Consider the following 16,872-nt stretch of genomic DNA (forward strand, 5'->3'; position numbering starts at 1 on the left):
ACTACCCGCTCACTTGACGACGTCCGCCGGATCCACCGTGGTGTCGTTCTTCAGCGCGTCGAACAGCGCCGCCGACTTGGCCTTGTCCCAGTGCTCGGCCGAGCCGCTGGTGACCGGGACCGTGCCGGTGAGCACGCCGTCGGAGGAGATGCCGCGCATCGCGATCGCCAGCCCGGCGAGGTTGTGCACGTGGTCACCCGTGTCCATCGTCAGCGCGTCGGGTGCCGCCGACAGCAACGGGAAGAAGTCGAACGGGTTCAGCAGCGTGCCGGGGCTCGCGACCTGGCTGACGAGCGCCCCGATGAACTTCCGCTGGTTCGCCACCCGGTCCAGGTCCGACCGCGGCGTCGCGCTGCTGTGGCGCATGCGGACGAACCCGAGCGCGTCGCGCCCGTCGAGCTTCTGGCAACCGGCCTTGATGTCGATGCCGGTCATGGTGTCGTTCATGTCCTTGTCGACGCACATGTCGACCCCGCCGATCGCGTCGACGACGTTGGCGAACCCGCCGAACCCGATCTCTGCGTAGTGGTCGATGTGCAGGCCGGTGGCCCCTTCGACGGTCTTGACCAAAAGCGACGGCCCGCCGATCGAGAACGCGGCGTTGATCTTGCTCGTGCCGTGGCCCGGGATCTTCACCTCCGAGTCGCGGGGCAGGCTCAGCAGCGTCGGCTTGGTGTCGTTGTCCGGGAGGTGCGCGACCATGATCGTGTCGGTGCGCTGCCCGCCGCCGGCCGCCGCGACGTCGCCCGTCGCGAGCCGTTCCTCGTCCTCGGCCGACAGCCCGTCGCGGCTGTCGGAGCCGACGATCAGCCAGTTGGTTCCCGAGGCGGCCGCGGGACGGCCGTCGTAATCGCTCAGCGCGTCGACGCGCTTGATGGAGAACTCCAGGTAGGCCCAGATCCCGCCCAGGAACAGCACGAAGATCAGGATCAGCGTCATCAGGACCTTGCCGACGCTCCACCGGCGGCGCCGGCGCGGGGCCGGGCCCGGCGGCGGGACATCGCGGGGTGGCGCCTGCCGCGGTGGTGCAGGCGGAGGCACGGGGGCCTCACCGCGCATCGGTCTCGTGCGTGCGTCGTCGTAGGGGCTGCTGCTCGTACCCGGCAGCGGCATCATCTGCGCACGCTGGTGCTGGCGCGGGCGTGCGGCGGGCTGCGGTGGCCGGGGCGGCCTCCGCCGCCTGCCGTCGTCGCCTCCGTACGTCATCGGTCGATCACCCGTTCCCCGAATCCGGCGATTTGGTGCGGCCCAGTGAACCGCACGCCCTCCTACCTTGGACGTGCGGCACCCTGGGCGGGTTCATCCGGCGGGGGAACGGCCTGGTCAGCCCGGGTCGGCGAACCCGAACTGGTGCACCTTGAGGTGCCCGGAGCGGAACCCGGCCTCCGAGTAGGCGAGGTAGAACTCCCACATCCGGCGGAACACGTCGTCGAAACCGAAGCCGCGGATGTCCTCCCACCGGGCCTGGAACCGCTCGCGCCACAGCTTCAGCGTGCGGGCGTAGTCCTGGCCGAACTCGCGCATCCCGGCGAGCTTGAGGCGCGTGTTGTCGCGCATCCCGTCCTCGATGGCCTGGACCGAAGGGATGATGCCGCCCGGGAAGATGTACTTGTGGATCCAGGTGTACGACCGGGCCGCCGCCGCCATCCGGTCGTGGTCCATCGTGATCGCCTGCAGGCCGAACCGTCCGCCGGGGCGCAGCCGCTTGCCGATCGCGGCGAAGAACGTGGGCCAGTACGACTGGCCGACGGCCTCGATCATCTCGACGCTCACCACGGAGTCGTACTCGCCGGTCGCGTTGCGGTAGTCGCACAGCTGCACGTCGATGCGGTCGGACAGGCCCGCTTCGGCGATCCGCGCGTCGGCCAGCACCTTCTGCTCCTGCGAGATGGTCAGCGACGTCACCTTCGCGCCGCGCGAAGCCGCGCGGATCGACAGCTCGCCCCAGCCGGTGCCGATCTCGAGCACCTGGCTGCCCTCGCGCACACCGGCGTAGTCGAGCACACTGTCGAGCTTGCGGTGCTGCGCCTGGGTCAGGGTGTCGGCCGGGCCGAACAGCGCCGAGGAGTACATCATCGACTCGTCCAGGAAAGCGCTGAACAGATCGTTGGACAGGTCGTAGTGGCGGTGGATGTTCGACCGCGAGCCTTCGATCGTGTTCTCCTCGTGCGCCGGCTGTGTTCGCTCGGCGAGCCGGCGGAACCGTTGCAGGAACGGCGGCACGATCGTGGCCAGCTTCTCGGCGAAGGGCGTGAGCACGCCCGCGAGGTCGTCGGCGGTCCAGTCCCCCACCATGTACGACTCGCCGAAGCCGATCTTCGCGTCGGCGCCGAGGCGGTGGAAGAACGCGGCGGGCCGGTGGATCCGCATCTCCGGTGACTCCGGCCCGCCGGCTCCCAGCGTGGTGCCGTCGGGGAACGTGACACGGAGGTCGAGCGTCTTCACGGCGCGGCGGAAGAGCGCTTCCGCGGCCCGCGCGCGCAGCGGCGAGTGCGGCGGCGTGGCCAGGCCCGGCCACCGGGATTCGTCGGGCACCGGCTGCGAGACGGGTCCCGCCGCTCGGTCAACACTCGATGTGGACAAGACACTCCCTCCGGATGGGCTCTTCAGGCCCACGTCTGATGGTATTCCCGGCACCCGCCGGACGCGCTGCTCACGTGCACCGGATCCGGTCACACGGGCAGGCGCAAGCGCTCGTCCGCGGGCCGGTTCCACGCCTGGCGGAGAGTCTCGTCGGTTTCGCCCGCGTCGATCGCTTCCAGTGTGAAAGCACACATCAACCTGGTCCAGACCGCCGGGCGCCTGATCATCGCGTGGCCTTCACCGACGACCTCGAACCGGGCGAGGCGCTTGGCCAGCGCCCGAGCGCGTTCGGCGAAGGCGTGCGAGTCGCGCGGGGACGTGATGCGGTCCCGGGTGCCGTGCAGCAGGACCACGGACCGGCCCGCCACAGCGTCGGCGGGCTCCCCAGGCGGCGTCCACGGCGCGAGGGCGCACACGCCGACCACGGCGGGGTCGTCGGCGACGCGCAGCACCACGCGCCCGCCCATCGAGTGCCCGATGAGCACGACCGGCAGCCCCGGGTGTTCGGCGCGGATACGTTCCAGCGCCCAGCGGGCGTCGTCCACGGGGTCCTCGGCGGGCGCGTTCCAGCCGTAGCGGCGGTTGCGCACCAGGCGCACCTCGAGGCCGGCGGCGCGGCCCGCGCGGTGCAGGGCCTTCGCGAGCGGCACCATGCGCAAGTACGCGAGCCGCCACGGGCCCACGCGCGCCAGGCCGTGCTCCGCGCCACCGTGCAGCACCAGCGCCACGGCCCGGGCCGGGCCGCTCGCGCGCCGCACCGACACGACGGGTTGTCCGTCCACCTGCCGCCTCCCAGTCACCGGGGCCCGAGAAAAGATCAGCGCCCACGCTAATCCACCACGAAGCGTGGCCACGCGATACATTCGGCGCGCGGACCCGCGACGAAGGGCAGGTGTGGTGAGCGCCACGGAAATCTTGAAGAGCACCTCGGAGAAGCTCGCGGCGGCGCAGCGGGCCAACGCCGAGCAGCTGACGGCGGCGGCGGACCTCGTCCTGGGGGTGATCCGGTCCGACGCGCTCGTGTTCACCGCCGGTGCCGGGCACTCGCTCGCCGCGGTCGCCGAGACGTTCTACCGCGCCGGCGGGCTCGCGTGCGTTTACCCGCTGTACCACCCGGAACTGCTGCCGCTGCACGGCGCGCAGCAGAGCACGAGGACCGAGCGCCGCAGCGGGCTGGCCGAAGAGGTGCTGGCCGAGCGCGCGCCCGGTCCGGACGACGTGCTCGTGGTCTTCTCGACCTCCGGGGTGAACCCCTACCCCGTGGAGCTGGCTGCCGGGGCCCGGCGGCGGGGTGCCTCGGTGATCGCCGTGACGTCGCGCGCGTCCGTGGCCGCGGCGCCGCGCCGCTCGGACACCACCCTCGTCGAGGAGGGCACCGTGGTGCTCGACTCGCTCGTCATCCCCGGCGACGCGAGCCACCCGGCCGGCGCGCCGCGCACCGCACCACTGTCCACTGTGGTCAACGCGTTCCTGTGGAACCTGGTCCTGGCGGAGGTCCTCGACCGCGGCACCGCGGAGGGAATCGACGTCCCACTGTGGCGCAGCTCCAATGTGGTGGGTGGCGACGAGGCCAACGCGGCGCTGCTCGCCAAGTACGGCCCGCGCGTGCCGGCCCTGCGGTAGCGGCTCGCGGCCCTTCCGGCGAAAAAGGATCCGGCCCGGCAGGTCTTGCCGGGCCGGATCCGCGTTTGGGCCTCCGCTCATACCGACCAGCCGGTGCGAGTGGAGGCGGACGTGGACGACGAGACCGCGGTGACCCTGCAGGGCACGCGCGAGCCCGGCTTCGAGGGCGGGCAATGCGCGTTCGTCGAGAACATCTCCGACCGCGGCGAACCGGGGCACGGCGCTCGCCGTGGTGCGCCGCGGCGAGGTCGTGGTGGACGTGCGGGCGGGCAGGGCCGATCCGGACCCGGCGGGCCGAGGCGGCGCGCCGGGCGGAGCGTCAGGCGACCACCGGCTCCTCTTCGTCTTCGTCTTCGTCGAACTGCGTGTGGTGCAGTTCGGCGTACCGGCCGCCGCGGGCGAGGAGTTCCTCGTGGGTGCCGCGTTCGACGATGTGGCCGTGTTCGACGACGAGGATCAGGTCGGCCGCACGGACCGTCGAGAGGCGGTGGGCGATGACCAGAGCCGTGCGGCCCTGCAGCGCGCCGGTGAGGGCCTCGCCGACAGCGGCTTCCGATTCGGAGTCCAGGTGGGCGGTGGCTTCGTCGAGCACGACGACCCTCGGCTGGGCCAGCAGGAGGCGCGCGATCGTCAGGCGCTGGCGCTCGCCGCCCGAGAGGCGGTAGCCGCGTTCGCCGACGGTGGTGTCGAGACCGTCCGGCAGGGACCGCACGAGCGGCGCGAGCCGGGCCTGGGCGAGGGCGGCCCAGATCTCGTCGTCGGTCACGCCGGGGCGGGCGTAGGCCAGGTTGGCGCGGATCGTGTCGTGGAAGAGGTGCCCGTCCTGCGTCACGACGCCGACGGTGGCGCGCAACGTCGCGAAGTCCAGGTCCCGCACGTCCACCTCGGACAGCTTCACCGCACCGCCGTCCACGTCGTACAGGCGCGGCAGCAGCGATGCGATCGTCGACTTCCCGGCGCCGGACGACCCGACCAGCGCGACCATCTGGCCCGGCTCGGCGCGGAAGCTGATGCCGTGCAGCACCTCTTCCCCACCGCGGCTGTCCAAAGTGGCCACGTCCTCCAGCGACGCGAGCGAGAACCGGTCGGCCGCGGGGTAGCCGAAGCGCACGCCCTCGAACTCCACCGAAACCCCGCCCGGCGGCAGCGCCTTCGGGGCAGCGGACTCCTTGATCATCGGCTCGAGGTCCAGCACCTCGAAGACCCGCTCGAACGACACGAGCGCGGTCATCACATCCACGCGGACGTTGGCCAGCGCCGTCAGCGGCGTGTACAGCCGGGTCAGCAGCAGAGCCAGCGCGACGACGGTGCCCGGCGCGATCTGCCCGGTGAAGGCCAGGTACCCGCCGAGGCCGTAGACCAGCGCCTGCGCCAGCGCCGACACGAGCGTCAGGCTCGTCATGAACCAGCGCGTGAGCATCGCCGTGCGCACCCCGATGTCGCGCACCCGCCCGGCGCGCCGGCCGAACTCGTCGACCTCCTGGCGCGGGCGGCCGAACAGCTTCACGAGCGTGGCGCCGGGTGCGGAGAACCGCTCGGTCATCTGCGTGGTCATCCCGGCGTTGAGCTGCGCCGCCTCCCGCTGCAGCCCCGCCATGCGGCGACCCAACCGGCGTGCCGGCAGCACGAAGATCGGCAGCAGCACCAGCGCGACCACGGTGACCTGCCACGACAGCGTCACCATGACCACCAGCGAGAGCGCCAGCTGGATCACGTTCGTGACCAGGCCCGACAACGTCGCGGTGAACGTGCGCTGCGCCCCGATCACGTCGTTGTTGAGCCGGCTGACGAGCGCGCCGGTGCGCGTGCGCGTGAAGAACGCGATGGGCAGTTTCTGCACGTGCTCGAACACGGCGACGCGCAGGTCGAGGATGATCCCCTCCCCGATGCGCGCCGACTGCCACCGCTCGGCCAGCCCGAGCCCGGCGTCGAGGATGGCGAGCACGGCGATCACCACGGCCAGCCAGATCACGAACGACAGGTCGTGGCCGCCGACGATCGCGTCGACGACCTTCCCCGCGAGCACCGGCGTCGTCACCGCGAGCACGGCGGACACCACCGTGAGCACCAGGAAGACCAGCAGCCGCACCCAGTGCGGACGGGCGAACCGCCCGACCCGCTTCACGGTGCCGCGCGTGAGCGCCCTCGGCGTGTCGGCCCCGCGCATCGCGGAGCCGAGCAACGCCCACGTGTTGTCCATGTGGAGCCTCCCCCGGTCAGAAAACCTCTATATTACTCAAGCTTTTGTCATGATATGACCTGCACAACGCCGGTTTGCCCGGAGTTCTTCCCCGCCGCGTTCACCAACCGTGAACACGGTCCACCGGCGGAGCGCAGACAGCGTAGGACCACTGGCTCGGGCCGGGCGCGGCGCGCTCGGTAGCCTGACCCGACGGGAAGTGCCGGGTGACGAGGGAGCAGGACGTGCGAAGGACACCGGGCAAGTGCTGATGGCCCCCGCCCGACCCACCACCGGCCGCGTGAGCCTCGTGCTCACCTGGGACGTCGTCTTCTACCTGGGCTGCTTCGCCTTCGCGCTGATCAGCGCCTTGGTGTCCGAGTTCTACGGCTACCGCATCTGGGGCACCTTCGCCGCGGCCGGCTACGGGTTCGCCGCCGCCCACAGCGGGTGGCTGCTCGTGTCGGCCCGGCTCGGGCGCGCCCCGCGCGGGCCGCTCGGCTCGCGGTGGTGGGGCATCGCGGTGATCGGGTTGTTGGCGATGATCGTCCCGCTCGTCGTGCTCGTGATTCGCCGGCTGACCGGCGTCGACTGGCTCGTCACCCCGTTTTCGTGGGCCGCGCAACCCGAGGTGTGGGTGATCGAGCGCAGTGCCGGTTTGCTGCTTCAGCACGGCACGCCCTACATCGACGTGAACGCTCTCGGGCGCGCACCGGAAGTGAACGATTACACGCCGTACGGACCCGTGATGACGGTGTTCGGCCTTCCGCGCGCGTTGTTCGGCGGAACGCCGTTAACCAATGCGCTCACCGACGCGCGGTGGATGTTCGCGCTTTGTGCGTCTCTCTGTGTGATCGCTTCGCTACGAATGCTGAAATGGCCGCGAATTCCGGTTCTTTCGGCACAATTGGCAATCGCGTGCCCACTCACCGCATTGACGTGGGCCGTCGCCGGACCCGATCTCGCCATTGTGGGACTGCTCGTGCTCGCTTGCACACTCGCTGCGATCGGCCGCGCGGGCTGGGCCGGTTTCGTATTGGCGCTGGTGATCAGCGCGAAGCTGATCGTCGCGCCGGCCGCGGCGGTGCTCGCGGTGTTCGTGCTCTGCCGCCGGCGCGCGCAAGCCGGGCAGGCCGACGCCGGGCACGGTGAAAAACCCCGTGACCGCAGGGCACTTGCGTGGTTCGTGACCACTTTGGTCACCGCGACCGTGGTGCTGCACCTGCCGGTGTACCTGGTCGCGCCGGACGCGTTCGTGGAGCACGTGATCCGGTTCCCGCTCGGGATGGGCGTGGTGCGCTCCCCCGCGGCTAGCCCGCTTCCGGGCCACCTGATCGCGGAAACCGGCTCAGCGGGCCGCGTGATCTCACTCGTCCTGGTGGCGGCCGCGGCGGTCGCGATGCTGGTGTGGCTGGTGCGCCGGCCCCCCGCGACGGGATCCGCCGCGCTCTTGCGGATCGTCGTCGGACTCGGCGCGTTGGTCCTGCTCACCCCGGCAACCCGCTACGGCTACCTGGTTTATCCCTTGGTGCTGCTCGGAGGAGTGCTGGCTTTCCGAGCGGCCGAACAGGGACTGCGCCCCCCGCGCAGTCGCCCTGGTGCTGCTACTTCTTCTTGACCCGCGTGGCCCCGCCGCGCCCCCGCAGCTGGACCCCGGACTCCGAGAGAACCCGGTGGACGAACCCGTAGGAACGTCCGGTGGACTCAGCAAGGGCCCGGATGCTCGAGCCCTTCTCGTATTTCTTCTTCAGGTCAGCGGCCAGCTTGTCGCGCGTGTTGCCGGTGATCCGCGCGCCTTTCTTGAGATCAGCCACGTCGATCGCCTTCCCGCCGAGTGGAGTTCTGGGCCACTTAACGGCCCCTGCCGGGGCAATGATCGAACACTGAGCGCCGGAATGCCAGACGACAGACGTAAAACAACCGAAACTGCGATCACATTGGGCCATTCAAGTGCTCCGCGCGCCGGGGCAAGCACCCAAATGGACGCATCTGATCACGCCAGCTGGACAAGTTCCAGATAATCTTCGGACCAATGATCCTCGGTGCCGTCGGGCAGCAGGATCACGCGCTCGGGCTCCAGCGCCTCGACCGCGCCCGGGTCGTGCGTGACGAGCACGACGGCCCCGGCGAAGCTGCGCAACGCGTCCAGGACCTGTTCACGGCTGGCTGGGTCCAAGTTGTTCGTGGGCTCGTCCAGGAGCAGCACGTTCGCCGCGCTGGAGACCAGCCCGGCCAGCGCCAGCCGGGTTTTTTCACCGCCGGAGAGCGTGCCGGCCGGCTGGTCGAGCTGCTCACCGGTGAACAGGAACGAGCCGAGGAGGTTGCGCAGCTCCTGGGCACCCGTGTCCGGGGCGAGGTGCCGGATGTTTTCCCACACCGTCGCGTCGTGGTCGAGAGTTTCGTGTTCCTGTGCGTAATAACCCAGGCGCAACCCGTGACCTGGTTCAACGGAGCCGGTATCCGGAGTTTCCATTCCGCCGAGCAACCGGAGCAAGGTCGTCTTTCCGGCACCGTTCAGGCCGAGCACCACGACCTTCGAGCCGCGGTCGATGGCGAGGTCGACGCCGGTGAAGATCTCGAGCGAGCCGTAGGACTTCGACAGCCCCTCCGCGGTGAGCGGGGTGCGCCCGCACGGCGCGGGGTCGGGGAACTTGATGCGCGCGACCTTGTCGGCCTGGCGCGTCTCGTCGAGCGCCGAGAGCATCTGCTCAGCCCGGCGGGCCATGTTCTTCGCCGCGACGGCCTTCGTCGCCTTCGCGCCGAGTTTCGCGGCCTGCTGCTGCAGCGCGGACGCCTTCTTCTCGGCGTTCGCGCGTTCGCGGCGGCGGCGCTTCTCGTCGGTGGCCCGCGCGTCGAGGTAGCGCTGCCAGCCCATGTTGTAGGCGTCGAGCTCGCCGCGCGTGGCGTCGAGGAACCAGACCTTGTTCACGACGTCGGCGAGCAGCTCCACATCGTGGCTGATCACCACGAGCCCGCCGTCGTGCTGCTTGAGGAAACTCCGCAGCCAGGTGATCGAGTCGGCGTCGAGGTGGTTGGTGGGCTCGTCCAGCAGCAGGATCGTCTCCGACTTGCCGCCGGCGCCCGCTTCCGCGGCCGCGAACAGGATGCGCGCCAGCTCCACGCGACGGCGCTGCCCGCCCGAGAGCGTGTTGAGGGTCTGCGCGAGCACGCGGTCGGGCAGCCCGAGGTTCGAGCAGATGCGCGCGGCTTCGCTTTCCGCGGCGTACCCGCCGAGCGACGCGAACCGCTCCTCGAGCCGGCTGTAGCGGTTCACGGCCTTGTCGCGCTGGCGTTCGTCGACGAGCTCGGACATCGCCGCCTGCGCCTTCTCCATGTCGCGCAGCAGCGTGTCGAGGCCGCGCGCGGACAGCACGCGGTCCTTGGCCGTGACGGACAGGTCGCCTTCGCGCGGGTCCTGTGGGAGGTAACCGAGCTCACCGCTGCGGCGCACGTCGCCGGCGTGCGGTTCGCCCTCACCCGCGAGGACCTTCAGCGACGTGGTCTTGCCCGCGCCGTTGCGGCCGACGAGACCGATGCGGTCGCCGGGCTGGATGCGGAGGGTGGCGCCGTTGAGCAGGATGCGCGAGCCGGCGCGCAGCTCGAGGCCGGTGGCCGTGATCAAGGAAACTCCCGGAATCGGGGTGGACGTGGACAGCATCGGGCACCGGCCTCGCCCGCCATCCCCGCGCCTGCGGCAGGAATCGGTCACGAGCGCCCGGTGCGGCAGCTACTCCCTGAGGATCTCCCTCTCCACGGTGCCCAGTGTACGGGTCGGCCGGAAGCGGTTTTCGGCCCCGTGGCGGGGCTCACGCCGGCTTCACCCCTCGCGCACCACGACCTGGACCGCGAGTGCGCGGTGAGCCGCGTCGTCCACCACCGTGCGGCGGGGGCCGGGGATCTCCAGCACGCGGGCTTCGGCACGGGCGAACAGCGGGTCGAGGCGGTGGTCGGCGCGGAGGCGGTCGAGGGCGCGGCGGTCACCGCCGAGCACCACCGCGTCCACTTCGGACAAGTGGGGCACGAGGACCTCGAAGGCGTCGTCCGCGGCGGCGGCCGAAGCGCTGCTGCGACCACCCGCCCGCGGCCGTGCGACCCGGCACGGGGTGCCGGCCGGTGCGCGAGGGACCGACGACGCCGGCGCGGGCGAGGCCGAGGGAATGCCCGCCGAGTCGCACCAGCAGCACCGCGATCACCCGGGGGACGAGCGCGTGGGCCACGAGCGGTTCGACGGCGAGCCCGGCGCGGACCCGGTGACCGCGAGCGGTCCGAAGGGGACGGTCGCGGTGGCCGTGGCGCCGTTCCCGGCGGCGACGCGGACCTCGGCCGGCCCCAGTTCGGTCGTGCGGACGCCCTCGTTGCGTTCGGCCAAGCGCGCGAACCAGCCCGCGAGCCGCCCGGGCACGACCTCGACCTCCCGTCCCCCACCCGCGACCTGCCGCGCACCGGCCATGGCGGACGGTACGGGGCCGCCGCGAAAACCGCGCCGGCCCCGTACCGGGACCTCAGGCGATCGCCGGACCGGCGTGCACCGTCTTGTAGACGAGGGCGGCCGTGCCTGCCGTGCCCGCCGATGCGTAACCGTTCACGTGGAGCGAGACGCTGCGGATCGAACCGCTGTCACCGTTCGCGACGTCGACCGCCTTGAACGTCCACGTGCCGTCCGCCGAGGTGCCAGCGAGCGGTGTCTGCGGGTCGATCGGCTCATACGTGCCGGAGAACGGCGCGAACTGCGACCCGACCGTGCTCAGCAGCGCCGGGGCGCCGTCGTCGAACACGACCTGGCACAGGTTGTTGCCGCCGCTGCCGGCCCGCTCGAACAACGTGGCCGTGGCGCCCGAAGGCGAGGTCAGCGTGCCCACCAGGTCCGCGACGTAGGTGTGGTCCAGGCCCACCGTGGTCGACCCCGCATCCGCCGTGCAGCTCGACCCGTCGATCGACAGCGAGACCTTCGACGCGGCCCCGACGCCGCTCACCACCAGCGGCACCGAAGCGCCGAGCTGCGAGTTGTCCGGGATCGCCACCGGCGGGCCGCTGTAGGAGAAGGTCTGCACGACCGGCGACGGCGTGCCCACCGGCAGCGCGAACGTGCTGGTGACCGGCGAGAACGAGCCGGCGAACGTCACTTTGGCCGAGAGCACCACCGGCACGCCGAGGCCCTGGGTCGCCGGGACCGTGACGGTGAAGTCGTTCACACCCGTCTGGCCGGGGCTGATCGTGCCGTAGGACTTGGCTCGGGGCGCGATCGTGACGCCCGGGGTCGACGTGGTGAGCACGACGCTCGTGGACACAGCGATCCCGTCGCCGGTGTTGGTCACCGGCAGCGTCACCTTCGCGGTGTCGCCCGGGTCGAGCGTGCTGCCGCCGTCGGGCCCGGTGACGGTGGGCTGCTTCGCCTGCACGTACGGCTGCGGGCTGGCGCCGGTGTACTCGAGCACCTTGTCGGCGAGGAGCACACCCGCGCCGGTGAGGTTGTCGCTGCCCGGAGCTTCGATGTCCACGGCGGTGTGGAGGAACGCGTCGCGAACGTCCGAAGCGGACAGACCGGGGTTGCCCGAGAGCACGAGGCTCGCGATGGCGGCCGCGTGCGGCGCGGCGGCCGAGGTGCCGAAGAACGGGTCGAAGCCGCCCACCGAGGTGCGCACACCGTCGGCTGCCGTGATTTCCGGCTTGTTCCGCACTTCGCCACCGGTCGAGGAGAAGTTCCCCGGGGTGATGGGCGTGCCGTCGGCTTCGTAGAACATCCGGCGCGGGCCGTCGGAGCTGAACCGTTCGGCCTTGCTGGCCGAGGAGAACGCACCGGGGAACGGACCGGTCGGGTTCGCCGGGTCACCCGGTTCGAGCAGCCGGCCGAACGCGGCGGCCGCGGGTGCGGCGGCGACGGCGAACGCGTCCCGCGCCGACGAGTGGCCGACCACGACGCCCGGGGTGCTGTAGGCCTTGAGCCCGTCGGCGGAGTCGCGGAAGCGGCTGCCGAACGCCGTCAGCGACAGGTAGCGGCCCTCGCCGGTGAACTTGACGACCGCGAGCCGCAGGCCGGTGCCGCCGAACAGCGGGGTGGCCAGCTGCTCGTACGGGTCCTGGGTGCCGTCCTGCACGTCCTGGCTGAACGAGACGACGTTGCCCGCCGCGTCGAGCAGGTAGAGGTCGTAGTCGTCGGAGGCCGCGCCGAGTGGGTCGGACCAGTGAAGCGTCACGGGGATGTTCCCCGACGACGCGTCGGAGATCGGCTCGAAGATCTGGTTGCCGGCCGCGCCCGCGAAGTTGTGCGCGCTGCCCGCGAACTTGCCGACCGCCTTGCCGGAGTCGGCGAAGTCGCCCTCCCAGTGGGCGGCGGTGCCGTCGGCGATGTTGCCCTCGTTGCCCGCGGAGGAGAAGTAGAGCGCGCCGTCGGCGGTCACGTCGTTCACGGCCTGGGCGATGATCCAGTCCTGGAACGGGGATTCCTTGAAGTAGATGACGTCGTCGACGATCACGTCGCAGTGTTCGTCGAAGCGCAGCTTTCGGATGTTGTCCGCGAAGCTCGCGTCGGAGTTGAACGCGCCGGCGAAGCCCAGGGCCGCGTTGGGGGCGAGGTCGTGGATGATCTCGAGCATGGCGGTGCCCTCGTCACCGTCGCCCTCCTGCCCGGGCACGACGTCGACGGCCGGCAGCTCACCCTTGGCCTGCGAGACCTTGAGCGAGTCGATACCGTCGGACAACGCGCACGCCTTCACCCCGGTGCCGGTCACGCCGAACTGCTGACGCGCGATGTCGGCGTTGTGCGCCCGGTCCCCTTCGCTGGTGATCGTGGCCGCGGCGGCGCGCTGGTTCTTCGCCGCCAGCGCCTGGTTCAGTGCTCCCTCGATGCGGGCGGCCTTCTGCTCCTTCGACTCGGCCGGCGCGGTTTTCCCTTGTGCTGCCTCGTTTTCCAGCTCGTGCGCGGTGATCGCCCGGTCGGCGGTCTCGACCCGCTTCACGTCCGCGCGCGCGGCGATCGCGGGCAACGCCGCGAGGGGGACCTCGGCCCGGATGCTCGCGGCCTTGTCCGACACGGTGCGCACGGCGGCACCGGCCTTGCGCAGGTCGCTCACGAGCGCGTCGGACACCTTGATGGCGCGGATGTCGACGACGGCGGTGCTCGCCGCGGCGGAGCTCAGGCCGGGCACGACCGCGGCGCTGAGCCGCCGGGAGCGCAGCTGCTGCGCGACCAGCAGCCGGCTGTCCAGTTTGGACTCGGCTTTCGTCTGCCCGGTTTTGACCGCCTGCAACGCAGCGATCTGCTTCGCCGCGTTGGCGGAAAAGGAATCCGGGGTACCCGCGGTCGCGGCGCCCGCGGGCGGGGCGACGGCTCCCAGCGCGGCGATCAGCGCCGCGGCCCCGGCCGCGACGATCGTCGCCCGGGATCTCGCTCTCGTGATGGCTCTTCCGGACAGGGGCTTCGAACGGCTTCGACGCACGTGCGCCTCCGAATCTCGCACCGCGTGCCCCGACTCACGCTGGCCAACGCCGGTGATCACCGGCTGGATCCAGCTAAGTACCGCGCGTACAGGGTTACAAACGGCCGTTAGGGTGACAAACAGTCGTGAATTTCCCCGACCCGACAGAGGTCGTAGGCCGTTCAGCGGCTGTGCTCCGGCTCAGAGCACGAACGAGTCCGACCACGGCTGGGCCGCGCGCCCCGACAACGCGTCGAGCAGCGTCACAGCCTGCTTGTCGGTCAGCGACGACACGAAGTCCACCACGGCCCGCCCGCGCGCGAGGCCGCGGACTGCGTCGGTGCCCTCCACGCGCTCGCCGGTCGCCCCGATGAGCAGTTCGGGCGCGGTCTGCACCAATCCGGCGTACTCGTCGTGGGCGAGCTCGACCAGGTCGTGCAGGCGCCGCGGCAGCCGGCCGACCTCGTCGCGATCGAGCAGCCACGCGTCGAGCGCGTCGACGAGCGAGGTCACGAGGCTGGCCTGGCCGCGCTGGTGCAGCGCGAGATCGGGGCGCAGCAGCACGAAGCGGCGGTGCACGAACTTCAGCACCTGGACCTCGTGCCACTGGGCGGTGCGCAACGACACGTGCCCGGAACGCGTGGACGGCGACGAGAGCACGAACACCCCGTCGACGAGCCGCGAGGTCCAGTTCGCGGAGAACGCCGCGGTGGCCTGCTCGGCCTCGATCGAGCCGTCGAACCCGTCGGCGAGCAGGCCGTCGACGAGCTCACGCTGCACGCGCCGCACGGCGGCGGCGAACGCGTCGTCGTCGACGATCCAGCTGTCCTTGAGGTGCATGCGCCGGCGAAGCTGCTCGAGCGACCGCCCGGGACGGCGCAGCTGGGTGGCCAGCCGGTCGTCGTCGAGGGACGCGAGCTCCAGCGCGTGGTCGAGCCACTCCCCCAGCTCCGCGGCCACGGGCGCGTGCTGCAGCACGCCGATGCGGTGGAAGTCCTGCAGGTCGTGGATCGCGTAGGCGATGTCGTCGGCGGTGTCCATCACCGCCGCCTCCACCGTCTGCTGCCACTGTTCGACGCGGCCGGTGAACGGGCCGCGTGCCTGCGCGAAGTCGTCGAGTTCGGTGGCGTAGGCGGAGAACTTGCTCGCGCCCGTACCCGGCGCGCCGTCGGGTTCCGCCGCGCCGCGCGGGGGTGTCGGCATCGCCGTGGGGTGCGGCTGCGGGTGGTGCAGCCGCGCCCACGGGTACTTCAGCACCGCCGCGCGCACGGCCGCGGTGAGGTCGAGCCCGATGGCCGACGGGCCTCGCACGTCGGTGGTGGTGAGGATGCGGAACGTCTGCGCGTTGCCCTCGAAGCCGTCGGCGAGACCGAAGCGGTGGCGGGCGATGCGGTCGAGCGTCTGCTCGCCGAGGTGCCCGAACGGTGGGTGCCCGAGGTCGTGCGCGAGCGCGGCGGCTTCGCACACGTCGGGGTCGCAGCCGCCGAGCTTCGCGGCCAGCTCCGCCGACTCGCTGGCACCGGTGATCCGTTCGGCGATCGCGCGGGCGACCTGCGCGACCTTGAGGCTGTGGGTGAGCCGGTTGTGCAGCAGGCCCGCGCCACCGGCGTTGACCACCTGCGTGACCCCGCCCAACCGCGCGAAGAACGGGGACGCGGCGATGCGGTCGCGGTCGACGCGAAACGGGCTGGTCGCGAGATCGGTGTACCCGCCCGCCGGGCTGGCCGGGTCCCGGCGCGCGGCTCTCGGGTCGGTCTCGTCCATGCGCACCACCGTAGCCATCCGGGCACCGTAAACCCTCCAGCCCGCCGGCGCTCCGGAGGCCGGGCGCCGATGCGGCAGGATCGGACGGGTGACGGACGTGCTGATCGCGGGTGGCGGCCCCGCCGGGTGGGCGCTCGCGCGCGCCTGCGCCCGGCGCGGGCTCGCGACCACGCTCGTCGACGCCGCGCCGCTCGCGCCGTGGCGCGCCACCTACGGCGCCTGGGCCGACGAGTTGCCGGGGCTGCCGCCTCCGGTGATCGCGTCGGCGCCGGGCGAGACGGTCGCATTCGGTACGCGCGAGCACCGCCTGGCCCGGCGGTACCTGGTGCTGGACAACGAAGGGCTGCGCGAGTGGCTCACGACCGTGCCCGTGACGGTGGTGACCGGCCGGGTGGCCGGCGCGGAGCACGGCCGGCACGGCTCGACGGTGGTCCTCGCCGACGAGCGCCGGCTCGCCACCGCCGTGGTGGTCGACGCGTCGGGCGCGCACCGCGTGCTGTCCGGCGGCCCGCCGCGGGGCCACCGAGCCGAGCAGACGGCGTACGGGCTCGTGCTGCCCGCCGCCGACGCCGAGCGGCTGATTCCCGGCGCCCCGGACACGGCCGTGTTCATGGACTGGCGCGACGGCGCGCCGAGCTTCCGCTACCTGCTGCCGCTCGGCGACGGGTCGGTGCTCGTGGAGGAGACGTGTCTCGCGCACCGGCCGGGCGTCCCCGCCGGCGAACTCGCCGCCCGGCTGCGGACGCGGCTCGCCGCGGCGGGACTGCAGGCTCGCGGACGGGAGGAACACGTGCGGATCGTGCTCGACGTGCCGCTGCCGAGCCGAGGTGCGGTGGTCCCGTTCGGGGTCGCGGCGGGACTCGTGCACCCGGCCACCGGGTACAGCGTGGCAACGGCGTTGCGGCTCGCGCCGCGCGTGGCCGCGGCGCTCGCGGGTGCGCTCGACGCAGGGCCGGAGGCGGCCGTCCGCGCGGCGCGCAAGACACTGTGGACGGCCGAGGCGCGGGCCGTGCACACCTTGCGGCGGTATGGATTGCGTGCTTTGCGCCGGATGTCACCGGCCGAGCTCGCCGAATTCTTCGACCTGTTCTTCGCGCTGCCCGAAGCGGTCCAGCGGGCGTACACGTCGGGGCGCGAGGACATACCGGGCACCGCGGCCGCGATGGCCCGGCTGTTCCGCGCCGCGCCACCGCGGATCCGCGCCCGGCTGGCCGGACGGCGGTAATCACCAACCGGATTCGGTTCGCCACGGCGCGTCGGGAATCGGCGCCGAAACCGTGCGGCCGGTGCAGCCGGGAACGTGCCCGG

The 16,872-nt window shown here is 71.8% G+C and carries 11 protein-coding genes and 1 pseudogene; 3 read left to right on the plus strand and 9 right to left on the minus strand.

Annotation, left to right across the window (positions count from 1 at the left end; genetic code table 11):
* Window positions 1–9: 9 nt before the first annotated feature.
* The 3 genes from I6J71_RS30830 to I6J71_RS30840 all read right to left on the minus strand — a co-directional run bounded on the left by I6J71_RS30830 (window position 10) and on the right by I6J71_RS30840 (window position 3,365).
* Complete coding sequence (locus I6J71_RS30830; RefSeq protein ID WP_204090072.1) at window positions 10–1,206, minus strand: LCP family protein; 1,197 nt, start codon at window positions 1,204–1,206, stop codon at window positions 10–12.
* A 117-nt stretch (window positions 1,207–1,323) separates the two neighbouring features.
* The gene (locus tag I6J71_RS30835; protein WP_204090073.1) at window positions 1,324–2,583 is read right to left on the minus strand and encodes a cyclopropane-fatty-acyl-phospholipid synthase family protein; all 1,260 of its coding nucleotides are present in this window, start codon (window positions 2,581–2,583) and stop codon (window positions 1,324–1,326) included.
* An 89-nt stretch (window positions 2,584–2,672) separates the two neighbouring features.
* Window positions 2,673–3,365, minus strand: coding sequence for an alpha/beta hydrolase (locus tag I6J71_RS30840; RefSeq protein WP_239154018.1), 693 nt, complete (start codon window positions 3,363–3,365; stop codon window positions 2,673–2,675).
* 112 nt (window positions 3,366–3,477) lie between these two features.
* Between I6J71_RS30840 and I6J71_RS30845 the strand changes: the two genes are divergently transcribed.
* The gene (locus tag I6J71_RS30845; protein WP_204090074.1) at window positions 3,478–4,206 is read left to right on the plus strand and encodes an SIS domain-containing protein; all 729 of its coding nucleotides are present in this window, start codon (window positions 3,478–3,480) and stop codon (window positions 4,204–4,206) included.
* A 319-nt stretch (window positions 4,207–4,525) separates the two neighbouring features.
* Here the strand turns inward: I6J71_RS30845 and I6J71_RS30850 are convergent, their stop codons facing one another.
* On the minus strand, window positions 4,526–6,406 hold the full coding sequence (locus I6J71_RS30850) for an ABC transporter ATP-binding protein (protein WP_204090075.1): 1,881 nt from the start codon (window positions 6,404–6,406) through the stop codon (window positions 4,526–4,528).
* Between the two features lie 250 nt (window positions 6,407–6,656).
* On the opposite strand from I6J71_RS30850, the gene I6J71_RS30855 reads away from it, so the two are divergent.
* Window positions 6,657–8,003, plus strand: coding sequence for a glycosyltransferase 87 family protein (locus I6J71_RS30855; protein ID WP_204097314.1), 1,347 nt, complete (start codon window positions 6,657–6,659; stop codon window positions 8,001–8,003).
* Here the strand turns inward: I6J71_RS30855 and I6J71_RS30860 are convergent.
* The 5 genes and pseudogenes from I6J71_RS30860 to I6J71_RS30880 form a co-directional block, all read right to left on the minus strand.
* On the minus strand, window positions 7,990–8,199 hold the full coding sequence (locus tag I6J71_RS30860; RefSeq protein WP_003071237.1) for a helix-turn-helix domain-containing protein: 210 nt from the start codon (window positions 8,197–8,199) through the stop codon (window positions 7,990–7,992). The two genes, I6J71_RS30855 and I6J71_RS30860, sit on opposite strands and share 14 nt — an antisense overlap.
* Window positions 8,200–8,378: 179 nt before the next feature.
* Complete coding sequence (locus I6J71_RS30865; RefSeq protein ID WP_204090076.1) at window positions 8,379–10,007, minus strand: ABC-F family ATP-binding cassette domain-containing protein; 1,629 nt, start codon at window positions 10,005–10,007, stop codon at window positions 8,379–8,381.
* A gap of 195 nt (window positions 10,008–10,202) precedes the next feature.
* Window positions 10,203–10,835 (minus strand): annotated as a pseudogene (locus I6J71_RS30870) (acVLRF1 family peptidyl-tRNA hydrolase).
* Between the two features lie 52 nt (window positions 10,836–10,887).
* The gene (locus I6J71_RS30875) at window positions 10,888–13,755 is read right to left on the minus strand and encodes a S8 family serine peptidase (protein ID WP_204097315.1); all 2,868 of its coding nucleotides are present in this window, start codon (window positions 13,753–13,755) and stop codon (window positions 10,888–10,890) included.
* A 246-nt stretch (window positions 13,756–14,001) separates the two neighbouring features.
* Window positions 14,002–15,564, minus strand: a complete 1,563-nt coding sequence (locus I6J71_RS30880) for a deoxyguanosinetriphosphate triphosphohydrolase family protein (RefSeq protein WP_204097316.1) — start codon at window positions 15,562–15,564, stop codon at window positions 14,002–14,004.
* Window positions 15,565–15,652: 88 nt separating this feature from the next.
* Here I6J71_RS30880 and I6J71_RS30885 point away from each other — a divergent pair, with 88 nt between their 5' ends.
* On the plus strand, window positions 15,653–16,789 hold the full coding sequence (locus I6J71_RS30885; protein ID WP_204090077.1) for a lycopene cyclase family protein: 1,137 nt from the start codon (window positions 15,653–15,655) through the stop codon (window positions 16,787–16,789).
* Window positions 16,790–16,872 lie beyond the last annotated feature (83 nt).

The sequence above is a fragment of the Amycolatopsis sp. FDAARGOS 1241 genome, from assembly GCF_016889705.1.
GTDB lineage: Bacteria > Actinomycetota > Actinomycetes > Mycobacteriales > Pseudonocardiaceae > Amycolatopsis.

Bases quoted from the DNA above. Each gene is read 5' to 3' on its own strand.
- I6J71_RS30855 (WP_204097314.1), top strand. From the start codon at position 6,657: ATGGCCCCCGCCCGACCCACCACCGGCCGCGTGAGCCTCGTGCTCACC.
- I6J71_RS30830 (WP_204090072.1), bottom strand. From the start codon at position 1,206: ATGACGTACGGAGGCGACGACGGCAGGCGGCGGAGGCCGCCCCGGCCA.
- I6J71_RS30850 (WP_204090075.1), bottom strand. From the start codon at position 6,406: ATGGACAACACGTGGGCGTTGCTCGGCTCCGCGATGCGCGGGGCCGAC.
- I6J71_RS30880 (WP_204097316.1), bottom strand. From the start codon at position 15,564: ATGGACGAGACCGACCCGAGAGCCGCGCGCCGGGACCCGGCCAGCCCG.